Below are 24,109 nucleotides of genomic sequence, written 5' to 3' on the forward strand. Positions count from 1 at the left end.
TTTAAGAATTCGCATTAGAGGAAGGACGACTGAAAACTGGGGATAAATAAGCCACCAAAGCCCCAATAAAAAAACCAGAGATATTACGCACTAGAGGTAGCCAGTCACTGGTACGTGTAACCACAGGCCCAATACCAAAGGCAATAAACAAAATTCCCCACAAAGGCGAGAAAATTAAAGCCCATTGCCAAGCAAAAACTTGCCCTTCCGTCCGGGGTTGAGCTGCGAAGCCACAAATAATCCCACCAATGACTGATGTAATTAAGGTTAAAATCCACTGTTCCCTTGGTAGCCCAGGAACAACGTTACAACCACCTCTAATTAAACAGCCTTTAACTGAATCTAAGGCTTGTAAAATCGCCTGGTCTTCCCCTTGTTCTCGAACAAAATACAAATTTCCAAAGCGGGTTTGTAATTCTATCCAAAAAGTCCGGGGTAAAAGTTCATAAACTGCGTCACCCACACTAAAGCTGAGGATGTTACCCCCACGGGAGTCAGCAACCAAGAGAATGCTTTTGTCATCCAATCCCCAGTAATTGATTACAGCCCTACCCGGAGTCCGGTCATATTGAGTCAGTACGCGCAGTTTCCAACCAGTATCCGCTTCAAATTGCTCTATTTCTTGGATGAGCTTTTCTTCTTGCGGATCAGGTAGGGATTTAGCTAGGTCTACAACTGGGGTAAAAAAATTAGGTAACAACTCAGGATTGTCATAAGCCAGCGCAGGGGGAGAACTCATCACCCAAAGTGACCCAGCCAAGAAAAATACTGTAATAGATACTAAAATTCGTCGCCAAAAACGAGACTGCATGGACGTTCTTATACAAATATCAACAGTAAAAGTGAACAAGTTGCTTTAAAACAGTATGAGAAAAGTGATACTTTGTTACACTTGTTTACTTTACTCTAATCTTAGGGTTGAAAGCAAAGATTATTGTTAGGAAGTAGGAGTCGGGAATAGAAGCAGAGGAACAGGGTAGCCACTGCGGTCTTCTCTACGTTCCCTACGGAGAAGCAAGCTACGCGGAACGTGTCGGAGACATACGCGCGCGCCGCGTTGGCGGAAGCCTCTCGTAAAGAAGGGGTCTCCCCAAGTGGAGCAAGTGGCGTAGCCGGGATTAGGGAGAGAAGAAAACTCATGATTATGAACTATGGACTATTGACTATTAACCATCATGAGAACGGTATGCTTCTGCTTTGGGGCGGCGATTTTCTGGTTTCAGTGTCTCTCGTTCTCGGAGGGTTAGAGAAGATTGTTCTGTGATGGATAAACGCTCAACCGTTCGCCTTGTAGGTTTTTGGCGGGTAAAGGTCTTCCAAGCTGCTTTGACACCAACAAATATGCTACGTGTACCTACTTGTAAATTTTGAGCTTGTTTTCTCGCACCATCTAAGCTTTGGTCAACTTGTTTCACAACTTGACCGGCACTTTTGACTCCTTCGCTGACATCATCGGTCAAATCGGTAATTTCTAAGCCTGTGGTGCGGATAGCTTCTAATGTGGGTGGTAGTTCTCGTGAGAGTGTATCAAATAACTTTTCTGCACTGCGGGCTGCTCTTGCCAATTCCTGCAAAGCAGGTATCGCCGCTACCAAAACAGCAGTTAAGCTGGTAGCGACTAAGACAATAGACAGTCCCAACCAAAAAAGGGGTTCAATCACGGCGATAAAAATTCAAAATACCCTACGGGAAGCAAGTTACAAAATTCAAAATTAGGAAACCCATATCACTATAATTATGAGCGTTCTAATTCTTGAGCAAGAGGATCTGAGTCTTGGTTAGCTTGTTGGCGTTTCAAGACCTGGCTTTCGCGCTGACTAGCATCTATACCAGATGCGATCGCATCCCGTAATCTATCTAAAGTTTCATCCCAATTTCGCAAAGCTGAGGCAGAAAGTCGATCTGCTTGGATTTGCACACTTGTTGACAAATCTTCCGCTAGTTCGGGGATGGCATCAGCAGATTTTTTCAAAAGTTTACGAGTTTCGCGCCCTGTGCGTGGAGCTACAAGCACACCTGTTAAAGCACCGATGGTAGCTCCCAGCATCAAACCGCCAATAAATACTCCGGAACGGTTATTAGACATCTTATACTTTTTCTCTCTTTACAACCATTTTAGGTGGTTTTCGTTCATTGAAAAACGCAAATAATTTAATCTAATTAGCTTATCGTGACAATATATCCAGCCAAAAAGTTGCTTTCAGGAGTTGATTGATTTTATCGGCTTCTTTTTGCCAACATAACGCTTCCAGCTACGCTGACCAAGTAATAGTAAACTAACAATTTGCCTTAGTTGTTGAATTTGTATTTGTAAACTTTGGTTACTTTGTCTAAGATTCAAAAGATTTTGCTGCCCAAGATAGATATTTTCTGGTGCTTTATATAGCAAATCATGACTACAGCGTTCATAGTCAAGTAAGCGATCGCCGATAAATGCGATTTTTCCTTTTAGTCGCCACACTTGCCAAGCTACACAAAGCAGTGTCAGTGAAATCAGCAAGTTAATAACCACAACTACTGTTACCATCGTTGACCCCCACCAATGTCAGCGAAGAATGATAATGTGCGCTTGACTTGGTTCTGATTTGATCATAACGGCATCGCTTCATATTATTTGAGATGACCACATATCGCATATCTCCAGAACAAGCAAGTTCGTAGTCAGGACTTTAGTCCTTTTTATTCCCCTCTTATCATGGAAACTAAGCCTGTCATCTAAAATTAAGCAATGCTCACCCTTATTAAAGACTTAGCCACAAAACTAGCGCCTCGCCTCGTTGAGATTCGTCGTCACATCCACTCTCATCCAGAACTTAGCGGTCAAGAATATCAAACTGCTGCCTTTGTGGCTGGTGTCTTATCTTCTAGTGGTCTGCGTGTACAAGAAGGTGTCGGTAAAACAGGTGTAGTTGGTGAATTACAAGTTACTAGTAAAAATCAGAGTTTCTTGGCAATTCGCACAGATATGGATGCTTTACCCATTCAAGAACGTACTGGGTTGGAATATGCTTCTCGGACAGAAGGGGTGATGCACGCTTGTGGTCACGATATTCACACTACTGTTGGTTTGGGGGCAGCCATGATACTGTCTCAGATGACAGAGGAGTTAGGCGGAAATGTGCGGTTTTTGTTCCAGCCTGCGGAAGAAATTGCTCAAGGTGCAAGCTGGATGGTAGCAGATGGAGCAATGAAAGACGTTTCCGCTATTTTAGGTATTCATGTTTTCCCTTCGATTCCGGCTGGCTCTATTGGGGTACGTTACGGGGCTTTAACGGCGGCGGCTGATGATTTAGAAATTGTGATTATCGGCGAATCTGGACATGGTGCGCGTCCCCATGAGGCGGTTGATGCGATTTGGATTGCGGCACAAGTAATTACTAACTTGCAGCAAGCCATTAGCCGTACCCATAACCCCTTACGTCCTGTGGTGTTATCTATTGGGAAAATTACTGGTGGGCGAGCGCCGAATGTAATCGCTGATAAAGTACAGTTATTGGGAACAGTGCGATCGCTCCACCCAGAAACCCGCACTCAACTTCCCAACTGGATTGAAAAAATTGTCGCCAATGTCTGCAATTCTTACGGAGCGCGTTATCAAGTCAATTATCGTCAAGGTGTCCCTGGTGTATACAATGATTATGCCCTGACTCAGTTGTTTCAATCAGTAGGTGAAGAAGCTTGGAATAGCGATCGCGTCCAGGTATTACCAGAACCTTCCTTAGGCGCGGAAGACTTTTCCATATATTTGGAACACGCCCCTGGTTCGATGTTTCGTTTGGGTGTAGGCTACCCTGACCGAATTATTAATTATCCCTTACATCACCCAGAATTTGAAGTAGATGAATCTGCAATCATTACAGGCGTTGTGACGATGGCTTACGCTGCTTATAAATATCTTTTAAGGATAAACTAAACATTTATTACGGAAATTGCCAATGCAACTTCTTGAATTCCCCAGTATTGCCATCATTGCCGGAGAAAATGCTGTTCCTGTTGCTCAACTACCCACTGTGTGGCAAGACATTGCTAAGGGTACAGCTAACGTCGGACTCTGCAATCCCCAAATTTATCTTGAGATGGCACAGTTGTTCTTATACAAGTTAGAACAGGGTGATGTTGACTTGTTTAATGAACGTCCAGAATTAACCCACCTCAAGCCCTCATTTTGTCAGTTATTTGGACAATTAGCACGAGAAACTCTTGAGTTCTACGGTTATGATTTCATGACTCATAACTATCCCAACTTTGAAGAAATTCTGCGGGATGTGGCATCTCAGGATGCTGATTACTCGAAAGTTGCCCGAATTGGCTTAGAACTCTTCCAAGAGTTTGGTTATGAACTACCAGCTAGTTTCTATCATGTGCATCTAGCGCCAATTTACCGAGATCACGTATTTGAAGAACGCGCCCTGAGATTTGACAAGCGCGACATCGAACATAAACGTTCTTGGGATGCTATACTCCATGCTGGCAAAGTATTTGCCATGCAAATGAAAGTGCAGAGTATCGCCTCCAAATACGGTTTTACTTACCAGCATGGTTGTGGTTGTAACTCTCACCTATCTTCAATTGATGAATCTCGCGGCGTCTTTGCTTATGAACTGAGCCAAGAAAAACGCGATCGCTGGATTCGCAGTTTTATCTGGACTGCTTGGTATGAGTATGCCTTTTTCCCCATTGTGCCAAATACAACTTATCTAGTTTAAGAATATGGGGATATTATCTATAGGCATCCGATTTGATTCTTGAAAAAGTAACCTACTCTTGAAGCTTAAGTGTTGGGTGGGAATCGCCTACCCAACTCGTATTTCCCAAATCAAACTTTTAGCCAGACGCTCATGTGATAACTCACACAACAAGGATATGAAAATCTCACTTCTTTAGGCTCTAGACCTATTTTCATTGCTATTAAAATTTTATTGATAAATCTTGCTGAAGGAGTATAAATTTTTAATAAACATACTACTATATTTTCAGTAATAGGAAATATTTTAACCAGTCCCTAATATAATAGCAATTTTCAAAAATAATAAGGCGGATGGATGCCCAAAAGCTAGATACAGAGGGGAATTTGCAGTCCAAAATCTAAAATGTTATAAGATTTAACAATTACATCATCTAATAAATTTGTAGCTAATTATCTGCCTTCCTTTGTCTTTCAATCTCCACCTCAATCCGCCAATTTTTACGCAAACATGAAATTAAAATAGGCAAAAACTTAACTATGAATACTGAAATCAGATTGCAACAAAATGTCCAGAACGAAAACTCATCCCATGACGCAACTGACGAGCAATTGCAAACAGAAGAAAATATCTTCCAATGGACAAAGCAGTGGTATCCAGTAGCAGTAGTAGAGTATCTTGATCCTAGTCGTCCCCATGCCATGCAATTATTAGGCAAGGATATTGTCTTGTGGCGGGATGCTTCTGCTCAATGGCGATGCTTTGAAGATTTTTGTCCCCATCGACTTGTACCCCTTTCAGAAGGTCGAGTCGAAGCCGATGGTACAATTTTATGTGCTTATCATGCTTGGCGCTTTGATGCTCAAGGAAATTGTGTGAGTATGCCCCAGTCTGAAAATGAACAGACTATGGCTAAGAACTGTGAAAATCAGAAATCCTGTGCAGTAGTTTATCCTACCCAAGAACGCCAGGGGCTATTGTGGGTATGGGCTGAAGCTGGAGAAGAAGCCAAGGTAGAAAGCCAATTGCAGACACCGCGTCTTGTGACTGAATTAGAAGATAACTCAGATAAGGTAGTGAAATCCTTTTGGAACTTCCGCGATGTGCCTTATGGATGGGACTATTTCATGGAAAATGTCTCAGACCCAGCCCATGTACCAGTTTCCCATCACGGGATTATAGGCGATCGCTACAAGGATGCTAAATACTACGATATGATTCCTGTACGCAACATATCCACTCAAGATGGGTTCGCTTTTGAAATTCAACCAACACAAGGCAATATAGTCAAGGCAATTCACGATTTTCAACCACCTTGTTACATGAAAATTGTCTCCACCTCTCAAGATGGTGGACAGTTAATATTAGCGTTGTATGCTACACCAACCCGTCCTGGGTGGTGTCGTCATATTGGTTGCCAAGTTTTCGTCAAAAATTCCCAAGGAAAGAAACCCCAAGGATTATCTTTCTTTGGACTACCACTACCTACTTGGTTGGGTCATGTGTTAGCATCCTTATTCCTGCACCAAGATGTGGTATTTCTGCATTACCAAGAAAAGATTATTGCTCAGAGAAGAAAGGGTAAATGGCTAGATGCTGTGTATACACCAAATCCTCAAGACAAGATGGTAATTACATTGCGTAAGTGGCTGGAGAAACGAGCTGGTGGTGGTATACCTTGGGCAGAAGGATATAGCAGCGACATACCTCAAGCTGAAGCAGATAAGCAGAAGTTGTTTGATGTGTGGACAACCCATACTCAAAATTGCACAGTTTGCCAAAATGCCTTGAAAAATATCAATCGCCTGACTGTATCAGCTTATGTGGCTGCTGCTATGTGCTTGTTTCTGGCAGTGATTTTAGATGCAAGAACTGTAGCAGTACAAGCTGCGTTGGGTGCATCTGTATTCACTATTCCGCCGATGGAATTTTGGTTAGCCCTTGGGGGTGGGATCTTGTTGGCAGTAGTAGGATACCAACTAAAAAGGTTCAGTCGGCTATTTTATGTCTACGAATTTGAACACGCCCGTAATGATTGATATCAAGTCCGGCTAATTACTGACAATGGTTAGCCGGATGTTTGTGGCGAAATCGCCCTTATCCTCGCTTTTTTCAAGGATAACTAACAACTGAAACGCACAACGCAGTCAAGATATCGAAAGAAGTAGCTGAGGATACTATGACTTATGACTTAGCCTGCTAATTGTTAGAAGTTATCGAAGTTAGCGATCGCATTCTTCATCTTCTCCACCACTTCATCTACAGCTATAGCGCCTAACTCCCCAGAAGCGCGGGTACGGATGCTTAAGGAGTTAGTTTCAACCTCCTTAGCTCCGACCACCGCCATAACTGGTATTTTATCTTTCTCAGCATTGCGGATGAGTTTACCCAAGCGATCGCCACTAGTATCAACTTCTGCCCGAATACCCAAAGCCCGCATCTTTGCTGCTACCTCTTTGGTAAAGTCTAACTGTACTTCGCCTACAGGTAGCAATCTCGCTTGCACTGGTGCTAACCATAAAGGGAAATCCCCTGCATACTCTTCAATTAAGATCCCAATCAACCGTTCTAGAGAACCAAAAGGTGCGCGGTGAATCATCACTGGACGTTTGCGGGAACCATCTTCGGCGACGTATTCTAAATCAAAGCGTTCAGGTAAGTTGTAATCTACCTGGACAGTTCCTAATTGCCACTCTCTCTCTAGAGCATCGCTGACAATGAAGTCTAATTTAGGCCCATAGAATGCTGCTTCCCCTATACCTTCAAAGTGATCCATCCCCAAGGTTTCAACTGCACGGCGAATAGCATTTTCGGCTTGGTTCCAAGCTTCATCTGAACCAATGTATTTGTCGCTAGCTGGATCACGGAAACTGAGTCTCGCTTTAAAACTGCCTAATTTTAAAGTCTTAATCACCGACAATATCAAATCTACGACGTTGAGAAATTCTTCATCTAACTGTTCTGGTGTGACAAATATATGAGCATCATCTTGAGTAAAGCCACGTACACGGGTTAAGCCCCCCAATTCCCCAGATTGTTCATAGCGGTAAACCGTGCCGAATTCCGCTAATCTCATAGGCAGATCCCGATATGAGCGTAACTCACTCTTATATATTTGAATATGAAAAGGGCAGTTCATTGCTTTGAGAACAAAGCCTTGTTCCTGTGCTGCTGCTTTTTCATCCTCTGCCATCATAGGAAACAGATCATCTTTATATTTCTGCCAATGTCCAGAGGTTTTAAATAAATCAACTCTGCCAATGTGGGGAGTCACAACCTGCTGGTAGCCACGCTTGATCTGTTCCTGCTTGAGATAGTCTTCTAAAATACTGCGTAACAAAGTACCTTTGGGTGTCCACAAAGGTAAACCAGGCCCTACTTGCTCAGAAAAGATAAATAATCCCAGTTCTTTACCAAGTTTGCGGTGGTCACGCCGTAAGGCTTCTTCTTTCCGCCGCTTATACTCAGCCAGTTGTTCTGGAGCTTCCCAAGCAGTAGCATAAATACGTTGCAGTTGGGCTTTGGTTTCATCTCCACGCCAATAAGCACCCGCCACACTTTCCAATTCAATGGCTTTGGGGTTTAATTCTTTGGTGTTTTCTACATGAGGCCCGGCGCACAAATCCCACCACTCATTGCCCAAGTGGTAAATGGTAATCGGTTCTTCTTTAATATCTGCCAGGATTTCTAATTTATAAGGTTCCTTGATTTCCTGAATGCGCTTTTGGGCTTCTTCGCGGCTAACTTCTTCCCGAATTACTGGTAGTTTGCGATTAATAATTTTCACCATCTCTTTTTGGATGGCTTTGAGATCCTTGTCAGTAAATGGCTCTGGATTGTCAAAGTCATAATAAAATCCATTCTCAATCCAAGGGCCGATTGTAACTTGCGCCTTGGGGAACAGCTTCTGCACTGCCATTGCCATCACATGGGAAGCGGTGTGGCGAATCTTTTTTAATGACTCTGATTCGCTGGTACGAGGTAAATAGATTTTTTCAGGTTGTTCTGGCTGATTGTTGGGGTCTTGATTAGGCGACATCGGCTGCTGAACCATTAGCGAAGTGACTGCAAGAATAATTTATCAATTGAAGTTCTTAAAATCTACCCAAATATAACATGGGCTTATGTTCCTGCTGCGTCAGCATTTCCTTGTTACCAAGCTGCTTTGGCATCAAGCAGGAATATGGGGCTAAAGATTGTCTGAGATTTTTTCATTGTAATCAAAACAGCCGATTGACTTCTTGTCGTCAACTCTGAGATGGGGGAGTGCTGAGTAAGTAGTCCATTGTCAATCGTCCCAGTTTTTCCCTCCCACTCACTGTCTTAAGTAGTTGCCGAGAATATTTTTGTATTTATTTTTACAGAAAAGATTAAATAATTCTTTAGAGATAGCATATAGTAATGTTAAGAAACGTAAATAGAGTTAATATTAATAAAGAAATTAGAAGTATCCCTCTCATTTATGTCAGACTCGAACTTATCGGGAACTGAGGTGCTGAAGACGGTTTTAGAACCGTTGTTAGAAGATTTTCATTATTGGTTTACGCGATCGCGTGACTTTTTGGAAACAGAACGGCTCTCATTTATGGATGAACAAGAGCAAATAGACTTGCTCTTACGAGTTAAGCAAGCCCAGGAAGAACTAAAGACGGCAAAAATGCTGTTTACTGCGACTGAGGGACAAGTCGGAATTGATATGGCAACAATGACACCTTGGCATCAATTAGTAACTGAATGCTGGAATGTGGCAGCACGCTTTCGTTCTCAGCAATCTACTTAAAAGATTACAAGACATCATATAACTTGCAGTGATGCTAGATAATCCTTAACATTATTTTAATTAAAAAATAATGTATTCTATGCTACAGTATTTGCAATTCATGTTGACAAATTTCCCTACATACACGTAGATGCACCTTTAAGTGTATCAAGCATCTATCCTCGCCAATGGTAATAAATAAGCGAAACAAAACGTTTAAAGTATAAATTTAAAAAATTTGCTGTCTCTGGAGGAAAATCCGATGTTACACCTGCTTTACATTCTGGCTTTTACAATTCTTGCTGTTATAGCTGTTGCTAATTTAATTCGCAACTTAATCATGTTTAGTTTTGACCGTGATGGGATGCGCCCTGGCGTGGCTGGGAATTACTCAGGCAGAAACTCACAAGTTGGGAATCAGGGAGGCTTTGGCTATGTATCATCAAATAGACAGATAACTCCACACCCAGAATTATTAGATAGCACAGGTAAATTTATTAAAGAACCTCTTTTGGTGATGCGTTCAATTAATGTTGAAGACGCGCGTCAACAACTTGATGCACTTTATGAATCCTCCCCAGGGCATAAGAGTGAAAACTCGGAAGAAGCTTAACAATTGAAAATTCAACAATAAATAAAAATATGTAGCATCGAATTTAATATTTGGTTTCGGTGTTTAAGAAAAAAGCTTAATCCGAATTATATCCTGAACGTTTTTAGTAAATGTTCAGGTTTTTTCTTGTCTAGATAATTGCTAATTATCCTTACCCTGACTATCAGGCTCAATTGTGGCACAACCTCACCAGCCAAGCTAGCCAAATCCTGTTGACTCATACCCAAGCGGGTTCTGATTTGTTTTAAGTTGTTGCGAAGAACTTCTTGTTTCACCACATCTTGGTGATTATTTTTTTGAATTGAATTATAGAACCAAGGTGATTTAAACCCATATTTAACCAGTATTACTTGTCCACTGAAAGACAGAATATACATAGCTAACATCACACCAGCACTACTAACAATTGCAATGCAGATATACTATTGGCATGGTTAAACTGTACTTGCAACTGGCGATATCAGCGATCGCTTGTCCTTGAGAAATAACTAATAGATGGGTATAGGGGTTAAAAGCTTTTATCCCCCTAATACCCTTATCTCCTCACACACCTACCCAATCAAGTCCTGTATTGTTTCAAGCCTCAATCACGACTCGCAAATTGCCACGTTTTCTAGCAACGCGACAGGCGGTAGTACCACCGGAACGCTCAAATTCCAGATCCAAGACGGTAGTACCAACTTGTAGATTGTGCAATGACAACTTACTGATTGACTCTGGCAAAGCAGGGTCGATAATTCTGAGGCAATTGTTGGGCGCATCAGGTACTAGATTGACAATCATTTGAATTAATTGAAAGATGCTACCAGTAGCCCAAGCTTGGGGTGTACAAGCAACAGGATATTGTACAGGAGAGCGATCGCCGTTACGTTCATAACCACAAAATAGTTCTGGGGGACGCTGGTAAGGTTGCTGACTTGTCATATCCAACAAACCTTGGAATATTTCTAAAGCTTGGTCGATTAAACCAAGCGATCGCAATCCCATAGCAATCAAAGAATTATCATGAGGCCATACCGAACCAATGTGATAACCCATCGGATTATAGGCTGGTGACAAACTACTTAAAGTCCGTATCCCCCAACCATTAAACATATCTGGGGCGCGTAAACGTTCTGCCACACTGTAGGCTCTCTCTGGAGTGAAAAGGCCCAACAGCAAGCAATGACCAGGGTTAGATGTAATACTATCTACCTGTTTACCCGCACCATCCAAAGCCAAAGCGCAGAAATCTTGGTCTTCGAGCCAAAAATCCCGATTGAAACGCTCCTTCAAGCTTCTGGCTTCATCTTGCCAGCGTTCAGCTAAGTCTAGGCGTTTTTTCATCCTGGCAATTTCTGCCAAACGGGTTTTGGCGGCGTAAACGTAAGCTTGTACCTCACTCAAAGCTATGGAACCATTGGCTAAATCTCCCTGGCGGTCTACGATACAATCACCAGAATCTTTCCAGCCTTGGTTATCCAGACCACGTTTAGATTTGCGGTGGTAGGTGAGATAGCCAGTTGGTCGCATATTACGGTCAATCCATTCCATCGCTGCTAGGGCATTAGGCCATAGTTGCTCTAGAGTTTCCCGGTCATGAGTCCAAGAATAGTACTCAGAATACAACATCAACCAGAGGGGAGTAGCATCCACTGTACCGTAGTATGGTGTATGGGGAATTTCCTGACATCTTGCCATTTCTCCCAACCGCAACTCATGTAAAATCTTCCCTGGTTCTTCTTCGCGCCATTCATCATCATTTTTGCCTTGGTAAACCGCCAGCAACATCAAAGTTTCTTTGGCAATTTCGGGGTTAAGCATCAGGGTTTGGGAAGCTGTGATCAGGGAATCTCTCCCAAACAAAGCCGAAAACCAAGGTACACCGGCAGAAACAGTCTTGTATTTGTCAAAAGATTGGCGCAACAAATACATATCCTGTTCAGCTCGTTCAATCACCAGATTGAAGATGCTTTTATCGGCGCGAATGTTGGTAATTTTCTGCACCCAGTTCTGCTCTTCCATCATCTCAGATGCTTTGGCTTGGACTAAAGTTACAGCCGCATTCACCGTAGAACTAGAGTTGTTGTTGGTGAACAGATTCACCCGATAGCCCAACTTTTGAGTGGAGTGAGAAGGCAAATCTAAGCGCCAAATCGCCGTATAACCCTTGAAATAGTCTGGTTGACGATGTTGAAATTGGATACGAGATTCCATCACAGAACCATCTAGACCTTGATAAGCTAAGGTTAAAGACTCTTCTTTGTGGGCAAAATGCTGTGTATGAGGGGTTACTCCATCCTCAGGGATTGGTTCCACTAAGCGTAAAAGCCTACCCCGTTTGTCTCTGTCGTAACCTCTGACTTCAAATAAATCCACAAAATCGGCATCAAAGCTAATACTGAGTTCAAAAGCAACAGTAGTTGTGCTGTAGTTAGCCACCTCTATTTCTTCAAATAAAGCACCATTTAGTACCAATTCCCGCCGAATACTTACAGTCTCAGCCTTCATCCGTTCATCAATTCGGGGATTAGTACACAACACCGACAGAGCAAAGCCTTTATCCGCACTACTACTGAGAAGTACAGGCGATCGCCCATCAATTTGTAACTCTAAACGATTGAGAAATCGCGTATCACAGCAAAATAGCCCCATACTAGGATTACCGCCATCATTCAGGGAACAGCCAGAGATATTCCCGATGGTGTCTGTGACTAAAAATAAATCATCATCCTTTACCGTCAGAGTTGGTTGTGGTCTTTCACTCACCACACAAGGCCATTCTGGAATCGGTAATTGATCTGCGGGGATAAAAGTTTTACCATCCAATAAGATTTTGTCCGGGGTAGTCAGAGTGTCCGGTGTCATTAGCCAAAATTCCGTTTACAGGTCTAAATTTTTGCGATCGTATCAACTTCAAAAGGCAAAATTATGATTTAAAAATCTTCATCCCCTTGTGGGTGGAGATTTTTTCAGTTGTCGGTGGCAAAAGATGTCTCAAATTTTGTGCATCTTTAAGTCAAGGTGGAAAATGAGATTTTTATACCAATTTGAAAAATGAGTACGACAGATGGAATCATACAACTCATATACAGAGAGGAGTTTTCAATCCAGAATCAGTCTTGAAAAGTGTGCTTCGACGAGGGAAAACCGCCCACGCAACTTTTCGCAAAATCTAAAATTCAAAATGGTATTACTTGACCTATCCCCAAATCAAACAACACAAGCCTGAAGAATAACGAATATTCAACTAAGATACAACTTATTTAAGGCTGAGGCCGCAGAGTGATTTTTGATATTGGGACGTTAAAAATGGAGAGTTTTGAGAAAAGAATGAAAAGTTAAGTCTTATCCTTTTTTCCCTGCTCCCCCACTCCCCTCCTTACCAGTGTAGGTTTTTAATAAAGTAATGAGTCATGACTATAAAATCAACCTAAAAATTATAGTTCCATCAACCCCTACACCCTAAGGGACTTCCAGATAAAAAAATATCCAACTAGGTTGGGTAGGGTGCGTCAGTGGGAGAAAACTTAGCTGTACCAAGAAATTATTCATACTGACACACCCTACTAACCGTCAATTTGGAATAATTTATTTTTTGGTGTTCCCTAAAATATTGATTTTAGGGACAAATTGCCAAAAATTGACATCAGTGAGCCACTCCCTACTCCCTATTTCTAGCCCCACTTAGCCAAAAAACTTCTCAACAGTGTGATAGGAGAGCTGTTCGAGAATGTATATTGGGCTTAGTAGCCTATTTTGGGAAAAATTACGATGCAAATAACTGGATAAACAATATTTTAATGATCACCAAAGTAGCTATGATCTGTCTATACCTCAAAGAAACCGACGCTTAGACAAAAAAATTCATTGCTGTTGTTGGTCTACTAGTGACTCTATGTTCTTAAATCTGTACACCAATTTATTAGCACTCCTATAAATGCTTTTATGGAGGTGTGATTTAAAAATATTTACATATTGCAACAGTTTACTTTACTTGAAAGTCCGTTGTAATTTGTACAATGCAGCTGTGACGTGGATCTTGTTCAGACTGGGCTTCCTTAAAGATATTCATGAGCATTTCAACTTCCGTGCTGAGTGATCTACTACAGTCCCTACCTTACCTGCGGCCTCAGCTATATTTCAAAGCTTCATTGACGGCCCTTTCCCACGCGATGGAAGATCAGGTGTTGGCTGCGACTTTAGACCAGCCTTTAGTGATTGCTAGCTTTCAAAGAGAGAGATTCTATCGCCAAGAAGCTCATCGCTATCAGCGATTGGCACAACGTAGTAATCAAATATACGTTTTATCTGCGCCGGAAACAGATTTTACTAATAGTTCGGAATACTATGAAAAAGTAGCATTTGAGCCTGATGATGCTTTGAGTCAAGAGTGGCATTTGGTCGTAGTGGCTGACAATTATGCTACTTGCTTAGTTTGTAGAGAAAGCCTTGGCTCCATCGCTAGAAATAAGCAAATGCCAGAGTTCAGTCCTAGCCTAGATATGGACGCAGGACGGCGATTTGAAGGCATTTGGACATCAGAACGGGGAGTAAGTATCAAAGCAGCCCAATTGCTATTAGATAGGATTTTGGTTTATCGACCAGACTTGGCGAAAAAAGTGCTAAAGGCTCGTCAGCGATTTGGTATTGGTGAGACAAAAATTTACTCCGCCACCAATGTCCTGACGGAATACGCTTGTGATATAGATACTGACCCCTTTGTGCAACGCTTAGTTACTTACTTGCAAGCAAGTCAGTACAAATTACATAAAGCCTACCGTTCCATTGCAGCACAAGCACGAAAAGAGCGTTTAGTCAACTCAATTAGTACAGCAATTAGGCGATCGCTCGACCCCCACCAAGTACTACAAATCGCTGCCCAAGAATTAGGGCAACATCTAGGAGCTAGTCGTTGTCTGATTTATCGCGCCCAAGCCAGCGATGCTCAAGCGGTGATTGAACATGAATTTTTAACTCCTGGTGTTGTTTCTGTTAGCGGTCAAAACTGGGAGTTAAGCAACAATCCTCTATTCAACGAAGTAGTAGATCATGGTGAAGGTGTCTGTGTCAGCGATACCTGGAATGACTTTCGGGTGACTAATTCCCCTACTTTGTCCTTGATTGCCAAAAAATTGGCGATTCGTTCCTGGTTAATCGAACCAGTTTTATTTCAAGGACGATTGTTAGGCATTGTAGAACTACATTATTGTTCCTCACCACCGCACCAATGGCAACCAGGAGAACTGGATTTAGTCAAAGCGATCGCCACTCAAATCGGAGCCGCCTTAATTCAAGCAGAAGCCTACGCTAACTTAGAAGAACTAAACCAACAACTAGAAGCCCTAGACCGTACTCGCAGCAACCTGATAGCCATTACTGGCCATGAACTCCGCACGCCTTTATCAACGATTCAGGTATGCTTAGAAAGTTTGGCTACCGAACCCGATATGCCCTTGGAGTTGCAGCAGGTAATGCTTAACACTGCGTTGTCTGACTCAGAACGGATGCGGAAATTGGTACAAGATTTTTTAACCCTCTCTAATTTAGAAAGCGGTCGCGTAGAATGGCATCCAGAATCCTTAACCTTACAAGAGTGTATCGATTTAGCCCTCAGTCGTCTCCGCACCCGTTCAGCCACAGAAAAACCACCCACAATTAAAACCAAAATTGAAGAAAACTTGCCTTTGGTAAGAGCAGACGGTGATTGGTTAGTAGAGGTGTTGGCAAAACTCGTGGATAACTCCTGTAAATTCACACCACAACAAGGCGAAATCAAAATCAGCGCCACTCACAACGGTAGTCAAATGGTAGAGGTCACCGTAGCTGACACAGGACGCGGTATAGAGCCAAATCGCCTAGAAATAGTTTTTGACCGTTTCTACCAAGAAGAAGGAGCATTACGCCGCACAGCAGGCGGTACTGGACTAGGTTTAGCGATTTGCCGCCAAATCGTCAACGGCTGGGGTGGTGCAATTTGGGCAGAGTCAACTGGTAAAGACCAAGGCAGTCAGTTTCATTTCACAGTCCCCATCGCCCAGAATAGTCAGGAAGAAAGTCGGACAAAAGTCAAGAGTAAATAGTCAATAGTAAACAGTTAAAGAATGAGATTTGGTCTATGGGCTAATGACTAAAAACTGTTACAGACTATGACGCGATCGCAATATGATCGTAATGACGGTGTTACGATGCCCTAAAAACGTTGAGAGAATCCCTTATGGCGGAAACACTTTCTGGTAAAACTCCCCTATTTGCTGGCAGCACTGGTGGCTTGCTCACAAAAGCAGTAGAAGAAGAAAAATACGCTATCACCTGGACTAGCCCCAAAGCGCAAGTTTTTGAACTGCCTACAGGCGGCGCGGCTACTATGAACCAAGGTGAAAACCTCCTGTACATCGCTCGCAAGGAATATGGTATTGCTCTAGGCGGTCAACTCCGTAAATTCAAAATCACAGATTACAAAATTTACCGGATTTTACCCAACGGCGAAACCACATTCATTCACCCAGCTGATGGCGTATTCCCAGAAAAAGTAAATGCAGGTCGTGAGAAAGTACGTTTTAACGCCCGCAGCATTGGGGAAAATCCCAGCCCCGCACAACTTAAGTTCTCTGGTAAAGCTACCTACGACGCTTAGAGACTAGGGAATAGGGACTGGGAAAGCAGGGGAGTAGGGGCGCAGGGGAGCAGGGAAGAAAACTTACCCAATCTCCCCATCCCCAATTCCCCATCCCCAGTACCCAATCCCCCATAACCACACTTACAAATTGCCGATGATTTTCCCAGATTTTTCCGAATTTTCTCAGCTAGCTTCGCAAGGTAATTTTGTGCCAGTGTATCAGGAATGGGTCGCCGACCTAGATACACCCGTTTCGGCTTGGTATAAAGTTTGTGCTGGAGAGCCTTATAGCTTTTTGCTGGAATCGGTAGAAGGTGGGGAAAAGATTGGGCGCTACAGTTTGGTTGGGAGTGATCCTTTATGGGTGTTGGAAGCCAGGGGTGAGACGACAACCCAGACACACCGTGACGGTTCGCAGGTTGTATTTACAGGTGATCCGTTTACAGCCTTAGCCGAGTGTCTTGCACCATATAAACCAGTCAAGTTACCCCAACTACCACCGGGGATTGGTGGTTTGTTTGGCTTTTGGGGTTATGAATTAATTCGCTGGATTGAACCACGTGTACCAGTACATCCCCAAGATGAACGCAACATTCCTGATGGGTTGTGGATGCAGGTAGACCACCTATTGATATTTGACCAGGTAAAGCGGAAAATATGGGCGATCGCCTATGCTGATTTACGTGATGCCAATGTAGATTTAAAAGCAGCGTATCAAAAAGCGTGCGATCGCGTCAGCCAAATGGTCAGCAAACTATCTTTGCCAGTGTCGCCACAAAAAACCATATTGGAGTGGACACCCCCAAATAATACAAAAGTAGGGGAAACACAAGAATATACAAGCAACTTCACCCGTCCAGAATTTTGTACCAGCGTCCAAAAGGCCAAAGAATACATCAAAGCAGGTGATATCTTTCAAGTAGTCATTTCTCAACGCCTCTCTACCCAATACACAGGCGACCCCTTCGCCCTTTACCGTTCCCTACGTCAGATAAATCCCTCGCCTTACATGGCATACTTTAACTTCCAAGATTGGCAAATCATTGGTTCCAGTCCCGAAGTTATGGTAAAAGCTGAACTTGATACAGAAGGTGAAGTAGTAGCGACAGTCCGTCCAATTGCGGGGACACGTCCACGGGGTAAAACAACCAAGGAAGATGCAGAATTAGCAGCAGATTTACTCCAAGACCCCAAAGAAATCGCCGAACACGTCATGCTGGTGGATTTAGGACGGAATGATTTAGGTCGTGTTTGTGCAACCGGAACTGTGAAAGTTGATGAATTGATGGTGGTGGAACGCTATTCCCATGTAATGCACATTGTGAGTAATGTGGTGGGAAAATTAGCAAAAGGTAAAACCGCCTGGGATTTGTTGAAAGCTTGTTTTCCCGCCGGAACAGTTAGCGGCGCACCCAAAATTCGGGCGATGGAAATTGTAAATGAATTAGAACCAAGCCGCCGGGGGGTGTATTCTGGGGTATATGGATATTACGATTTTGAAGGACAATTAAATAGTGCGATCGCTATTCGCACAATGGTAGTTAGAGATAACACAGTCACAGTACAAGCCGGTGCAGGTTTGGTGGCTGATTCTGAACCAGAGAAAGAATATGAAGAAACTTTAAATAAAGCTAGAGGACTTCTATTAGCTATTCGTTGTTTGCAGTGAAAAAAATCACCAGAGATTTTGTTCTAGTCTGTGTATCTTTGGGGTAAAAACCACTAGCAAATTTCTACTAGGAGATAAGAAATAATGGTCAACAGTCTAAAAGAACTTTTAAATGAACCAGAACTTTCTCCTATTGATGACCCAGAGGAAAAGTTTGTTACTACTGGTGTCAACTGGCAAATATATGAGGCATTATTAGTAAAACTAGCAGATAATTCCCATTACCGTGTAACTTATGTAGATGGAATTTTAGAAATTGTGTCACCGTCTATCAGACATGAGAATCTGAAAAAACGTTTAGCTATTTTGATAGAACGCTATCTCTATTTAAAGCGAATTCGCTTCAGTCCTATGGGGAGTTCTACTATTAAAAAACAACTCAAGCAAGCAGGAGTAGAACCAGACGAATGTTACTGCATTGGTGAGAAAAAAAATATTCCGGACTTAGCCATAGAAGTAATTATTACTAGTGGTAGCATTGACAAGCTAGAAATTTATCATCGCTTGGGAGTTAGTGAAGTTTGGGTTTGGCAAATTAATCGACTCAGACTTTACCATCTACGCGAAGAAACACCATCCCAGTTTTTAGATACTCATGGCTACGAACAGATTACTAATAGTGAATTATTACCTAAATTAAATATTGCTTTATTAGAAGAATGTATCCAAATTTCAGACGATATTGAAGCTATCGACCAATTTGAACAGGGAACGATTATCTAAATGTTGCAAAAAAAATTGTAGCGACTGTCTTAAAATATTGGTTTGTTAAGTGTGAAAAAACCAAAACTTCATAATAATTGATTACTTAACCCAACAAATTAGAATAGACGCGATACTACATCTAATGTACTATTTTAGCTTTGTCACGCCACTACAAATATTCTTGAACGAGTAGTATTGTTAACGATTTGGATAAACATGGCGCATTTCAAAGCGGCTTTGTTCCCACAGTGGTAGTAATGCTTGCTTGGCTGCATTTAACTGGGCTTGGGAGAATCTTATTTTCCCATGTTCGATAATCCAGATAAATATGCGCGTGATTAAAACCGCTTTAAAACTATACTCATATTGATAATTATTGATTCTGCCTACTTGAGCATCTAGATAATAAATTACATCTTTAAAAGTCCACTTTTGAAAATTACTTTTAATACTATCTTTTGTATTGTCAGCTTCAATTAAAGATAAATTACGGATAATGTAGTCCATACCTTCTATTGATGAATCAGTATTCCGTACTAAATTTGTCAAAGCTCGGTAATATATCCTTAATAAAGTAGCTGTAATATTTTCTTCGTAATTATGTAGCCAAGATTGTATATATTGCAAATAAAAAATTAATTCTTTAATGTCATTAATTTCTATTATCGGGGTACGGTTATTATTATTTATGGTTATGTTACTTAATAGTTCTTCCTCAGATAAATGATATTTTTGGGAATAGTAATCAATCACCTTGGGAATAAATTGATTTAATAACCATTGTTGAGTATATCTTGCTGTCCAAGTTCCGCGCGGGCCTATATCTTGTTGCCATGTATGTAGTTCTCCTTTTTCTAAAGATTGGAGATGAACATCATTTATTTCATAAACTATGTTAATTGTGCCGTTGGGTAATATGGATAAATAATTGACGGGTTTGGGTAGAATAAAAGCATGATCACGAATCCCTCTACTGACACGAATGGAAATATCTTCTTGCTGGAATAAGTGCCATTCTGATTTGCCTTGGGCGTAATTAAATTCATTGGCAAAATTGTGCATTAATCGCCATAGTTTTGCATCTACTGAAAAAAGAACGACTCCCCTCACACCTAAAAATTCTGTAAATTCAAAATTCCATGTTTCTAAAGCATTTTCAAAAGCAATAATAGATTTTTGATATTCTTGGCAAACTATATCAATACATAAACATAAGTCTGCTGTTTCTAAGTCGGATAAAATTACTGTTATTTGACCTAAGTGAACTTCAAAAGCATTATCATCTAATTGTTTTAAAAAACTCCGACAACCCCATTCTGGACGGGTATCTAGTCCAGTCATTAGTTTTCCTAAAATATAGTGATGATTTAAACTAGCCTTCAGACCTCTTAGAATGACACTACTAAATTGAATTTGACAATTACCTTCTCCACAAGCTTTGGGTAAGTTACATTCTATGACTACTTTAGGCTTGACAACAGTGAGGCGATCGCCTTCTCGAAAAATAGCTGGTCTAAAGTCAGTATTAGCTACAATTTCTTGTAAATTATATCGTCTTAATGATTTTTCTATTAGGCTATATTGTGTATATTTTAATATATTAGCTGTGTTTTTATCAATATTTTTAAGTACATTAAAATTGAAATTCTGATAAAATTCTGTAGCTATATTTGTATTTTTTAAAGAATCAACACTTTTATCAAAGATTAATTCTTCTTTATGATAAATAAAATATTTAAAAATTTTCACATGATAACCATTAGTCATTAAAAAAAATAATGGCTTTACATAAGTACTATAAAACCTTGCCCTTTCGATAGCTTCTATAAAATTATTAGAGTTTGGTTCTAAATATATGGCAAGAATTAAAGATGTTTCTGAGTTTTGTTTTAATGCCTCATCAGTAGAAAAATATATATAAATACTTTCTATATTTTTTTCGATATTTTGACTATTTAAAGGATAGTTACATGAACAATATCTCTCTGGATAACAGAGATGAAGAAACATCGGTACAACAAAATTTATCTCTACATCATCCTTGTTTTTTAAAACACGATAATCAAAAGATTGTATCCATTGAATAAATTTTCTAGTTTCATTAGAAATTGACATTAGACTAATTCGTAATACCCCACGGGTAGGCTTACGCCTGCGTAGCAACGCAAGCTACGTAATTGATAATTAATTGATACAGTATGTTTTTAGACTTTACCTTATTCCTCATTGATAGTTAAAAAAAGCACCTAATAAAAATTTAGAAAGGCACAGCCTGACTGTGCCTCTATATTGTTTAACTATGGTGGGTGCGGAGGCAATACGGTTCGGATAAGCAGGAGGTGCAGGGGAGGCAGGGGAGGGAAGAGAGTTATTATTAAGCAATTTCTCTTCCCCTGCTTCTATTCTCCCCCTGCACAAGAACAGCTCGCCTCAACAGATAACTCTGTTAACCGAACCGTATTGGGTGCGGAGATCAACATTATGCCAACGCCACCACCTTCTCAAGCAATCCTTGGAATAACTTTAATCCATCGCTACCACCAAGCACAGGGTCAGAGGCTCTTTCTGGGTGTGGCATCATCCCTAAAACATTGCCTTGACGATCGCAAATCCCGGCAATATTATTCAGAGAACCGTTAGGATTTTCACCCGCATAACGGAACACCACCTGCCCATTATCTTCAATCTCCGATAAAGTTGCCTCATCAGCATAAAATCTCCCTTCACCGTGGGCAATTGGGAGAGTGATGACTTCACCAGAGTTGTAAGCTTGAGTCCAAAGGCTATTGGTACTCTCAACGGTGAGAGGAACGCGATCGCAAATAAAATGCAAATCCCGATTTCTCGCCAATGCTCCTGGTAACAGTCCGGCTTCAGTTAATACCTGAAAACCGTTACAAATACCCAGAACCAACTTGCCTTTTTGGGCGTGTTCCACCACCTGCTGCATCACAGGCGAGAACCGAGCGATCGCACCACAGCGCAAATAGTCACCGTAGCTAAATCCACCAGGGATAATCACCACATCTAAATCAGCAATATCTGTGTCTTGATGCCAAACCATGCGAGTTGGTTGTCCTAGCAAGTCTCTAGTGACATAGGCAACATCGCGATCGCAATTAGAACCAGGAAATACAACAACGCCAAATTTCATGATTAGTCAGTTGTTAGTTGTCAGTGGTCAGTTGTCAGTGGTCAGTTGCTATTGTTGTTTTCTTACCTAGTCTCTAAAATACTCCGGTCTGGGTTTCGACCTCAATCAAATCAAAGCGGTAATTTTCGATTACTGGATTAGATAACATTTGGTCACAGATGCGCTCTAAATCTTGACGCGCTTTGGTCTCATCAGAGGTAGTAATGGTAAGTTCAATATACTTACCAATACGTACATTTTCTACGTTATCGTATCCCATTTGCTGGAGGCCCGATTGTACAGCCACACCAGCAGGGTCTAAAACTGAAGGACGAAGCGTCACGAAAATTTTGGCTAGATACTTAGTTTGCACGGTGTTTTGGTGAAAGCTGCGATCGCTATACTATAACTTTCTGTTCCAACTGAGTAAAAATAAGTTAATTGAGACGTTAAAGTTAATTTATTAGTTAGGCAGTAGAACAGCTTCTAAATCCAGTGGCATATTTAAATAACAGTCTATGAGAGCTATACGCACCCGCAGTCAAGAGCGCATTCTAAACCTGTTGCAAACCCTCAAACAAGGCATTTCTGCTCAAGATATTTATGTAGAACTCCGTAACCGCAATCAGAGTATGGGGTTAGCAACAGTTTATCGCTCTTTGGAAGCCTTAAAACTAGAAGGTCTAGTGCAGGTGCGGACTTTATCTAATGGTGAAGCCCTCTACAGCCTAGCCCAGCAAGACAAGCATCACCTAACTTGCCTGCAATGTGGTGTATCTATCCCTATTCATCAATGCCCTGTCCACGACTTAGAAGACCAGTTACAAACTGCCCATAAGTTTAAAGTTTTTTACCACACTCTAGAGTTTTTTGGTTTGTGTGGTAAGTGCCAAATGAATCAAGTTAGTGAAATTGCTCAATAGTTGAGTTTTCAATTGACTAACGACCATTAATTATCGGGTCTTGATGATCTGAAACAATAGCGCGGATACCCTCTAAAGTCGCGGGAATGGTGCGGGGATCCATAAACATGACTTTGCTGCTATCGCTCTTACCGATTGTTGCGCCCATATCCAGATAAGTCAAAGCCAACAACACCTCTAAAGCTTGTTCAGCAGTACCATTGGAACTGATTTTTTGGGCAATGATTTCTGCTGACTCAGCGATCGCCTGAGCTTTGAGGACTTGTTGCTGACGTTCGGCTTGTGCTTTGAGAACGATCGCTTTTTGTTCCGCCTCTGCTTGTAAGATTACCGACTTTTGCCGGGCTTCTGCATCCAAAATTTGGGCTTCGGCCTTACCTCTGGCAGAGTTGACAGCCGCTTCTCGTTCACCTTCAGAATTTAAAATTGCTGCCCGTCTGCGGCGTTCTGCTGACATTTGTAATTCCATCGATTCCCGCACTGCTTGAGAGGGGATAATATCTCGCAGTTCTACCCGTGTCACCTTCACACCCCAAGGATCGGTAGCAATATCCAATTCCCGTAATAAAAGTTCATTGATTTGAGAACGAGCAGTAAAGGTTTGGTCTAACTCCAACTGTCCCATTTCCGAACGAATTTGAGTAAGTACCATGTTCACCATTGCCGAGTGGAGATTTTCTACTTTGTACCAAGCCTTCTCCATATCCACAATCCGCCAGTAAACCACTGCGTCTACTTCAATGCCTACGTTGTCACGGGTAATACATTTTTGGGGCGGAATATCTAAAACCTTTTCTCTGATAGTTTCTTTATAAACAGTTTTATCGATAAAGGGAATGACAAAATTTAGCCCAGGTTCTAGCTTTTTGTTATAGCTACCCAATCTTTCTACTAATACTTCATTACCTTGATTAATAACTTTCACAGACCCCGCTACAGCAGAACCACCAAGCGCTAAAACAATGAGTAAAAATAACTGATCCATTGTAAATCTCCTGTTATTTAAGAGACGTTGTGTACAACG

The 24,109-nt window shown here is 41.5% G+C and carries 21 protein-coding genes; 10 read left to right on the forward strand and 11 right to left on the reverse strand.

What is annotated here, in order from left to right; translation table 11 throughout:
• Position 1: 1 nt before the first annotated feature.
• The 4 genes from H6G18_RS01015 to H6G18_RS01030 form a co-directional block, all read right to left on the reverse strand.
• A complete protein-coding gene (locus H6G18_RS01015) occupies positions 2-811 on the reverse strand; it encodes a TPM domain-containing protein (protein WP_190405210.1) in 810 nt (269 codons plus the stop codon).
• Positions 812-1,166: 355 nt separating this feature from the next.
• On the reverse strand, positions 1,167-1,661 hold the full coding sequence (locus tag H6G18_RS01020) for a DUF948 domain-containing protein (protein ID WP_190405211.1): 495 nt from the start codon (positions 1,659-1,661) through the stop codon (positions 1,167-1,169).
• A gap of 74 nt (positions 1,662-1,735) precedes the next feature.
• Complete coding sequence (locus tag H6G18_RS01025) at positions 1,736-2,086, reverse strand: YtxH domain-containing protein (protein ID WP_190405212.1); 351 nt, start codon at positions 2,084-2,086, stop codon at positions 1,736-1,738.
• Between the two features lie 114 nt (positions 2,087-2,200).
• The gene (locus H6G18_RS01030; protein ID WP_190405213.1) at positions 2,201-2,527 is read right to left on the reverse strand and encodes a hypothetical protein; all 327 of its coding nucleotides are present in this window, start codon (positions 2,525-2,527) and stop codon (positions 2,201-2,203) included.
• Positions 2,528-2,728: 201 nt separating this feature from the next.
• On the opposite strand from H6G18_RS01030, the gene H6G18_RS01035 reads away from it, so the two are divergent.
• The 3 genes from H6G18_RS01035 (at position 2,729) to H6G18_RS01045 (ending at position 6,724) form a co-directional block, all read left to right on the forward strand.
• Positions 2,729-3,913, forward strand: coding sequence for a M20 family metallopeptidase (locus H6G18_RS01035; RefSeq protein ID WP_190405214.1), 1,185 nt, complete (start codon positions 2,729-2,731; stop codon positions 3,911-3,913).
• Positions 3,914-3,935: 22 nt separating this feature from the next.
• Complete coding sequence (locus tag H6G18_RS01040) at positions 3,936-4,706, forward strand: hypothetical protein (protein ID WP_190405215.1); 771 nt, start codon at positions 3,936-3,938, stop codon at positions 4,704-4,706.
• 518 nt (positions 4,707-5,224) lie between these two features.
• Positions 5,225-6,724 carry an aromatic ring-hydroxylating dioxygenase subunit alpha gene (locus tag H6G18_RS01045; protein ID WP_190405216.1) on the forward strand — a complete coding sequence of 500 codons (1,500 nt, stop codon included), beginning with the start codon at positions 5,225-5,227 and terminating at the stop codon, positions 6,722-6,724.
• Positions 6,725-6,891: 167 nt separating this feature from the next.
• Here H6G18_RS01045 and thrS read toward each other — a convergent pair whose 3' ends face one another.
• Positions 6,892-8,739, reverse strand: coding sequence for a threonine--tRNA ligase (gene thrS / locus H6G18_RS01050; protein ID WP_190405217.1), 1,848 nt, complete (start codon positions 8,737-8,739; stop codon positions 6,892-6,894).
• A 408-nt stretch (positions 8,740-9,147) separates the two neighbouring features.
• Between thrS and H6G18_RS01055 the strand changes: the two genes are divergently transcribed.
• Together H6G18_RS01055 and H6G18_RS01060 are read left to right on the forward strand one after the other, a co-directional pair.
• Positions 9,148-9,465 (forward strand): DUF2605 domain-containing protein, encoded by a 318-nt coding sequence (locus H6G18_RS01055; RefSeq protein WP_190405218.1) that lies wholly within the window; start codon positions 9,148-9,150, stop codon positions 9,463-9,465.
• Positions 9,466-9,706: 241 nt separating this feature from the next.
• Positions 9,707-10,057, forward strand: coding sequence for a DUF2973 domain-containing protein (locus H6G18_RS01060; RefSeq protein WP_190405219.1), 351 nt, complete (start codon positions 9,707-9,709; stop codon positions 10,055-10,057).
• An 86-nt stretch (positions 10,058-10,143) separates the two neighbouring features.
• On the opposite strand, the gene H6G18_RS24570 is transcribed toward H6G18_RS01060, so the two are convergent.
• Entirely contained in the window at positions 10,144-10,434 is a 291-nt protein-coding gene (locus tag H6G18_RS24570) for a hypothetical protein (protein WP_206757206.1), read from the reverse strand.
• Positions 10,435-10,633: 199 nt separating this feature from the next.
• Positions 10,634-12,904 carry an amylo-alpha-1,6-glucosidase gene (locus tag H6G18_RS01065; protein ID WP_190405220.1) on the reverse strand — a complete coding sequence of 757 codons (2,271 nt, stop codon included), beginning with the start codon at positions 12,902-12,904 and terminating at the stop codon, positions 10,634-10,636.
• Between the two features lie 1,205 nt (positions 12,905-14,109).
• On the opposite strand from H6G18_RS01065, the gene H6G18_RS01070 reads away from it, so the two are divergent.
• From H6G18_RS01070 to H6G18_RS01085, 4 genes are all read left to right on the forward strand, one after another.
• Positions 14,110-16,119, forward strand: coding sequence for a DICT sensory domain-containing protein (locus H6G18_RS01070; RefSeq protein ID WP_190405221.1), 2,010 nt, complete (start codon positions 14,110-14,112; stop codon positions 16,117-16,119).
• Between the two features lie 134 nt (positions 16,120-16,253).
• Positions 16,254-16,673, forward strand: a complete 420-nt coding sequence (locus H6G18_RS01075; protein WP_190405222.1) for a photosystem I reaction center subunit II PsaD — start codon at positions 16,254-16,256, stop codon at positions 16,671-16,673.
• A 136-nt stretch (positions 16,674-16,809) separates the two neighbouring features.
• Positions 16,810-18,324, forward strand: coding sequence for an anthranilate synthase component I (trpE, locus tag H6G18_RS01080; protein WP_190405223.1), 1,515 nt, complete (start codon positions 16,810-16,812; stop codon positions 18,322-18,324).
• Between the two features lie 84 nt (positions 18,325-18,408).
• Positions 18,409-19,047, forward strand: a complete 639-nt coding sequence (locus H6G18_RS01085) for a Uma2 family endonuclease (protein ID WP_190405224.1) — start codon at positions 18,409-18,411, stop codon at positions 19,045-19,047.
• Positions 19,048-19,227: 180 nt separating this feature from the next.
• Here H6G18_RS01085 and H6G18_RS01090 read toward each other — a convergent pair whose 3' ends face one another.
• From H6G18_RS01090 to purS, 3 genes are all read right to left on the reverse strand, one after another.
• Positions 19,228-21,144 (reverse strand): hypothetical protein, encoded by a 1,917-nt coding sequence (locus H6G18_RS01090; protein WP_190405225.1) that lies wholly within the window; start codon positions 21,142-21,144, stop codon positions 19,228-19,230.
• Between the two features lie 364 nt (positions 21,145-21,508).
• Positions 21,509-22,183: a phosphoribosylformylglycinamidine synthase subunit PurQ gene (purQ, locus tag H6G18_RS01095; protein ID WP_190405226.1), complete on the reverse strand. Its 675-nt coding sequence runs from the start codon at positions 22,181-22,183 to the stop codon at positions 21,509-21,511.
• A gap of 73 nt (positions 22,184-22,256) precedes the next feature.
• Entirely contained in the window at positions 22,257-22,535 is a 279-nt protein-coding gene (gene purS, locus H6G18_RS01100) for a phosphoribosylformylglycinamidine synthase subunit PurS (protein WP_190405227.1), read from the reverse strand.
• Between the two features lie 145 nt (positions 22,536-22,680).
• Between purS and H6G18_RS01105 the strand changes: the two genes are divergently transcribed.
• Complete coding sequence (locus tag H6G18_RS01105) at positions 22,681-23,085, forward strand: Fur family transcriptional regulator (RefSeq protein ID WP_190405228.1); 405 nt, start codon at positions 22,681-22,683, stop codon at positions 23,083-23,085.
• 16 nt (positions 23,086-23,101) lie between these two features.
• Here H6G18_RS01105 and H6G18_RS01110 read toward each other — a convergent pair whose 3' ends face one another.
• Complete coding sequence (locus H6G18_RS01110; protein ID WP_190405229.1) at positions 23,102-24,070, reverse strand: SPFH domain-containing protein; 969 nt, start codon at positions 24,068-24,070, stop codon at positions 23,102-23,104.
• Positions 24,071-24,109: the final 39 nt, after the last annotated feature.

This window comes from Anabaena subtropica FACHB-260, from assembly GCF_014697105.1.
Classification (GTDB): Bacteria; Cyanobacteriota; Cyanobacteriia; order Cyanobacteriales; family Nostocaceae; genus Trichormus; species Trichormus subtropicus.

Bases quoted from the DNA above. Each gene is read 5' to 3' on its own strand.
- H6G18_RS01085 (WP_190405224.1), top strand. From the start codon at position 18,409: ATGGTCAACAGTCTAAAAGAACTTTTAAATGAACCAGAACTTTCTCCT.
- H6G18_RS01090 (WP_190405225.1), bottom strand. From the start codon at position 21,144: ATGTCAATTTCTAATGAAACTAGAAAATTTATTCAATGGATACAATCT.
- thrS (WP_190405217.1), bottom strand. From the start codon at position 8,739: ATGGTTCAGCAGCCGATGTCGCCTAATCAAGACCCCAACAATCAGCCA.
- H6G18_RS01035 (WP_190405214.1), top strand. From the start codon at position 2,729: ATGCTCACCCTTATTAAAGACTTAGCCACAAAACTAGCGCCTCGCCTC.
- H6G18_RS24570 (WP_206757206.1), bottom strand. From the start codon at position 10,434: ATGTATATTCTGTCTTTCAGTGGACAAGTAATACTGGTTAAATATGGG.
- H6G18_RS01040 (WP_190405215.1), top strand. From the start codon at position 3,936: ATGCAACTTCTTGAATTCCCCAGTATTGCCATCATTGCCGGAGAAAAT.
- purQ (WP_190405226.1), bottom strand. From the start codon at position 22,183: ATGAAATTTGGCGTTGTTGTATTTCCTGGTTCTAATTGCGATCGCGAT.
- trpE (WP_190405223.1), top strand. From the start codon at position 16,810: ATGATTTTCCCAGATTTTTCCGAATTTTCTCAGCTAGCTTCGCAAGGT.
- H6G18_RS01105 (WP_190405228.1), top strand. From the start codon at position 22,681: ATGAGAGCTATACGCACCCGCAGTCAAGAGCGCATTCTAAACCTGTTG.
- H6G18_RS01075 (WP_190405222.1), top strand. From the start codon at position 16,254: ATGGCGGAAACACTTTCTGGTAAAACTCCCCTATTTGCTGGCAGCACT.
- H6G18_RS01060 (WP_190405219.1), top strand. From the start codon at position 9,707: ATGTTACACCTGCTTTACATTCTGGCTTTTACAATTCTTGCTGTTATA.
- H6G18_RS01030 (WP_190405213.1), bottom strand. From the start codon at position 2,527: ATGGTAACAGTAGTTGTGGTTATTAACTTGCTGATTTCACTGACACTG.
- H6G18_RS01025 (WP_190405212.1), bottom strand. From the start codon at position 2,086: ATGTCTAATAACCGTTCCGGAGTATTTATTGGCGGTTTGATGCTGGGA.
- H6G18_RS01045 (WP_190405216.1), top strand. From the start codon at position 5,225: ATGAATACTGAAATCAGATTGCAACAAAATGTCCAGAACGAAAACTCA.
- H6G18_RS01055 (WP_190405218.1), top strand. From the start codon at position 9,148: ATGTCAGACTCGAACTTATCGGGAACTGAGGTGCTGAAGACGGTTTTA.
- H6G18_RS01070 (WP_190405221.1), top strand. From the start codon at position 14,110: ATGAGCATTTCAACTTCCGTGCTGAGTGATCTACTACAGTCCCTACCT.
- H6G18_RS01065 (WP_190405220.1), bottom strand. From the start codon at position 12,904: ATGACACCGGACACTCTGACTACCCCGGACAAAATCTTATTGGATGGT.
- H6G18_RS01110 (WP_190405229.1), bottom strand. From the start codon at position 24,070: ATGGATCAGTTATTTTTACTCATTGTTTTAGCGCTTGGTGGTTCTGCT.
- H6G18_RS01015 (WP_190405210.1), bottom strand. From the start codon at position 811: ATGCAGTCTCGTTTTTGGCGACGAATTTTAGTATCTATTACAGTATTT.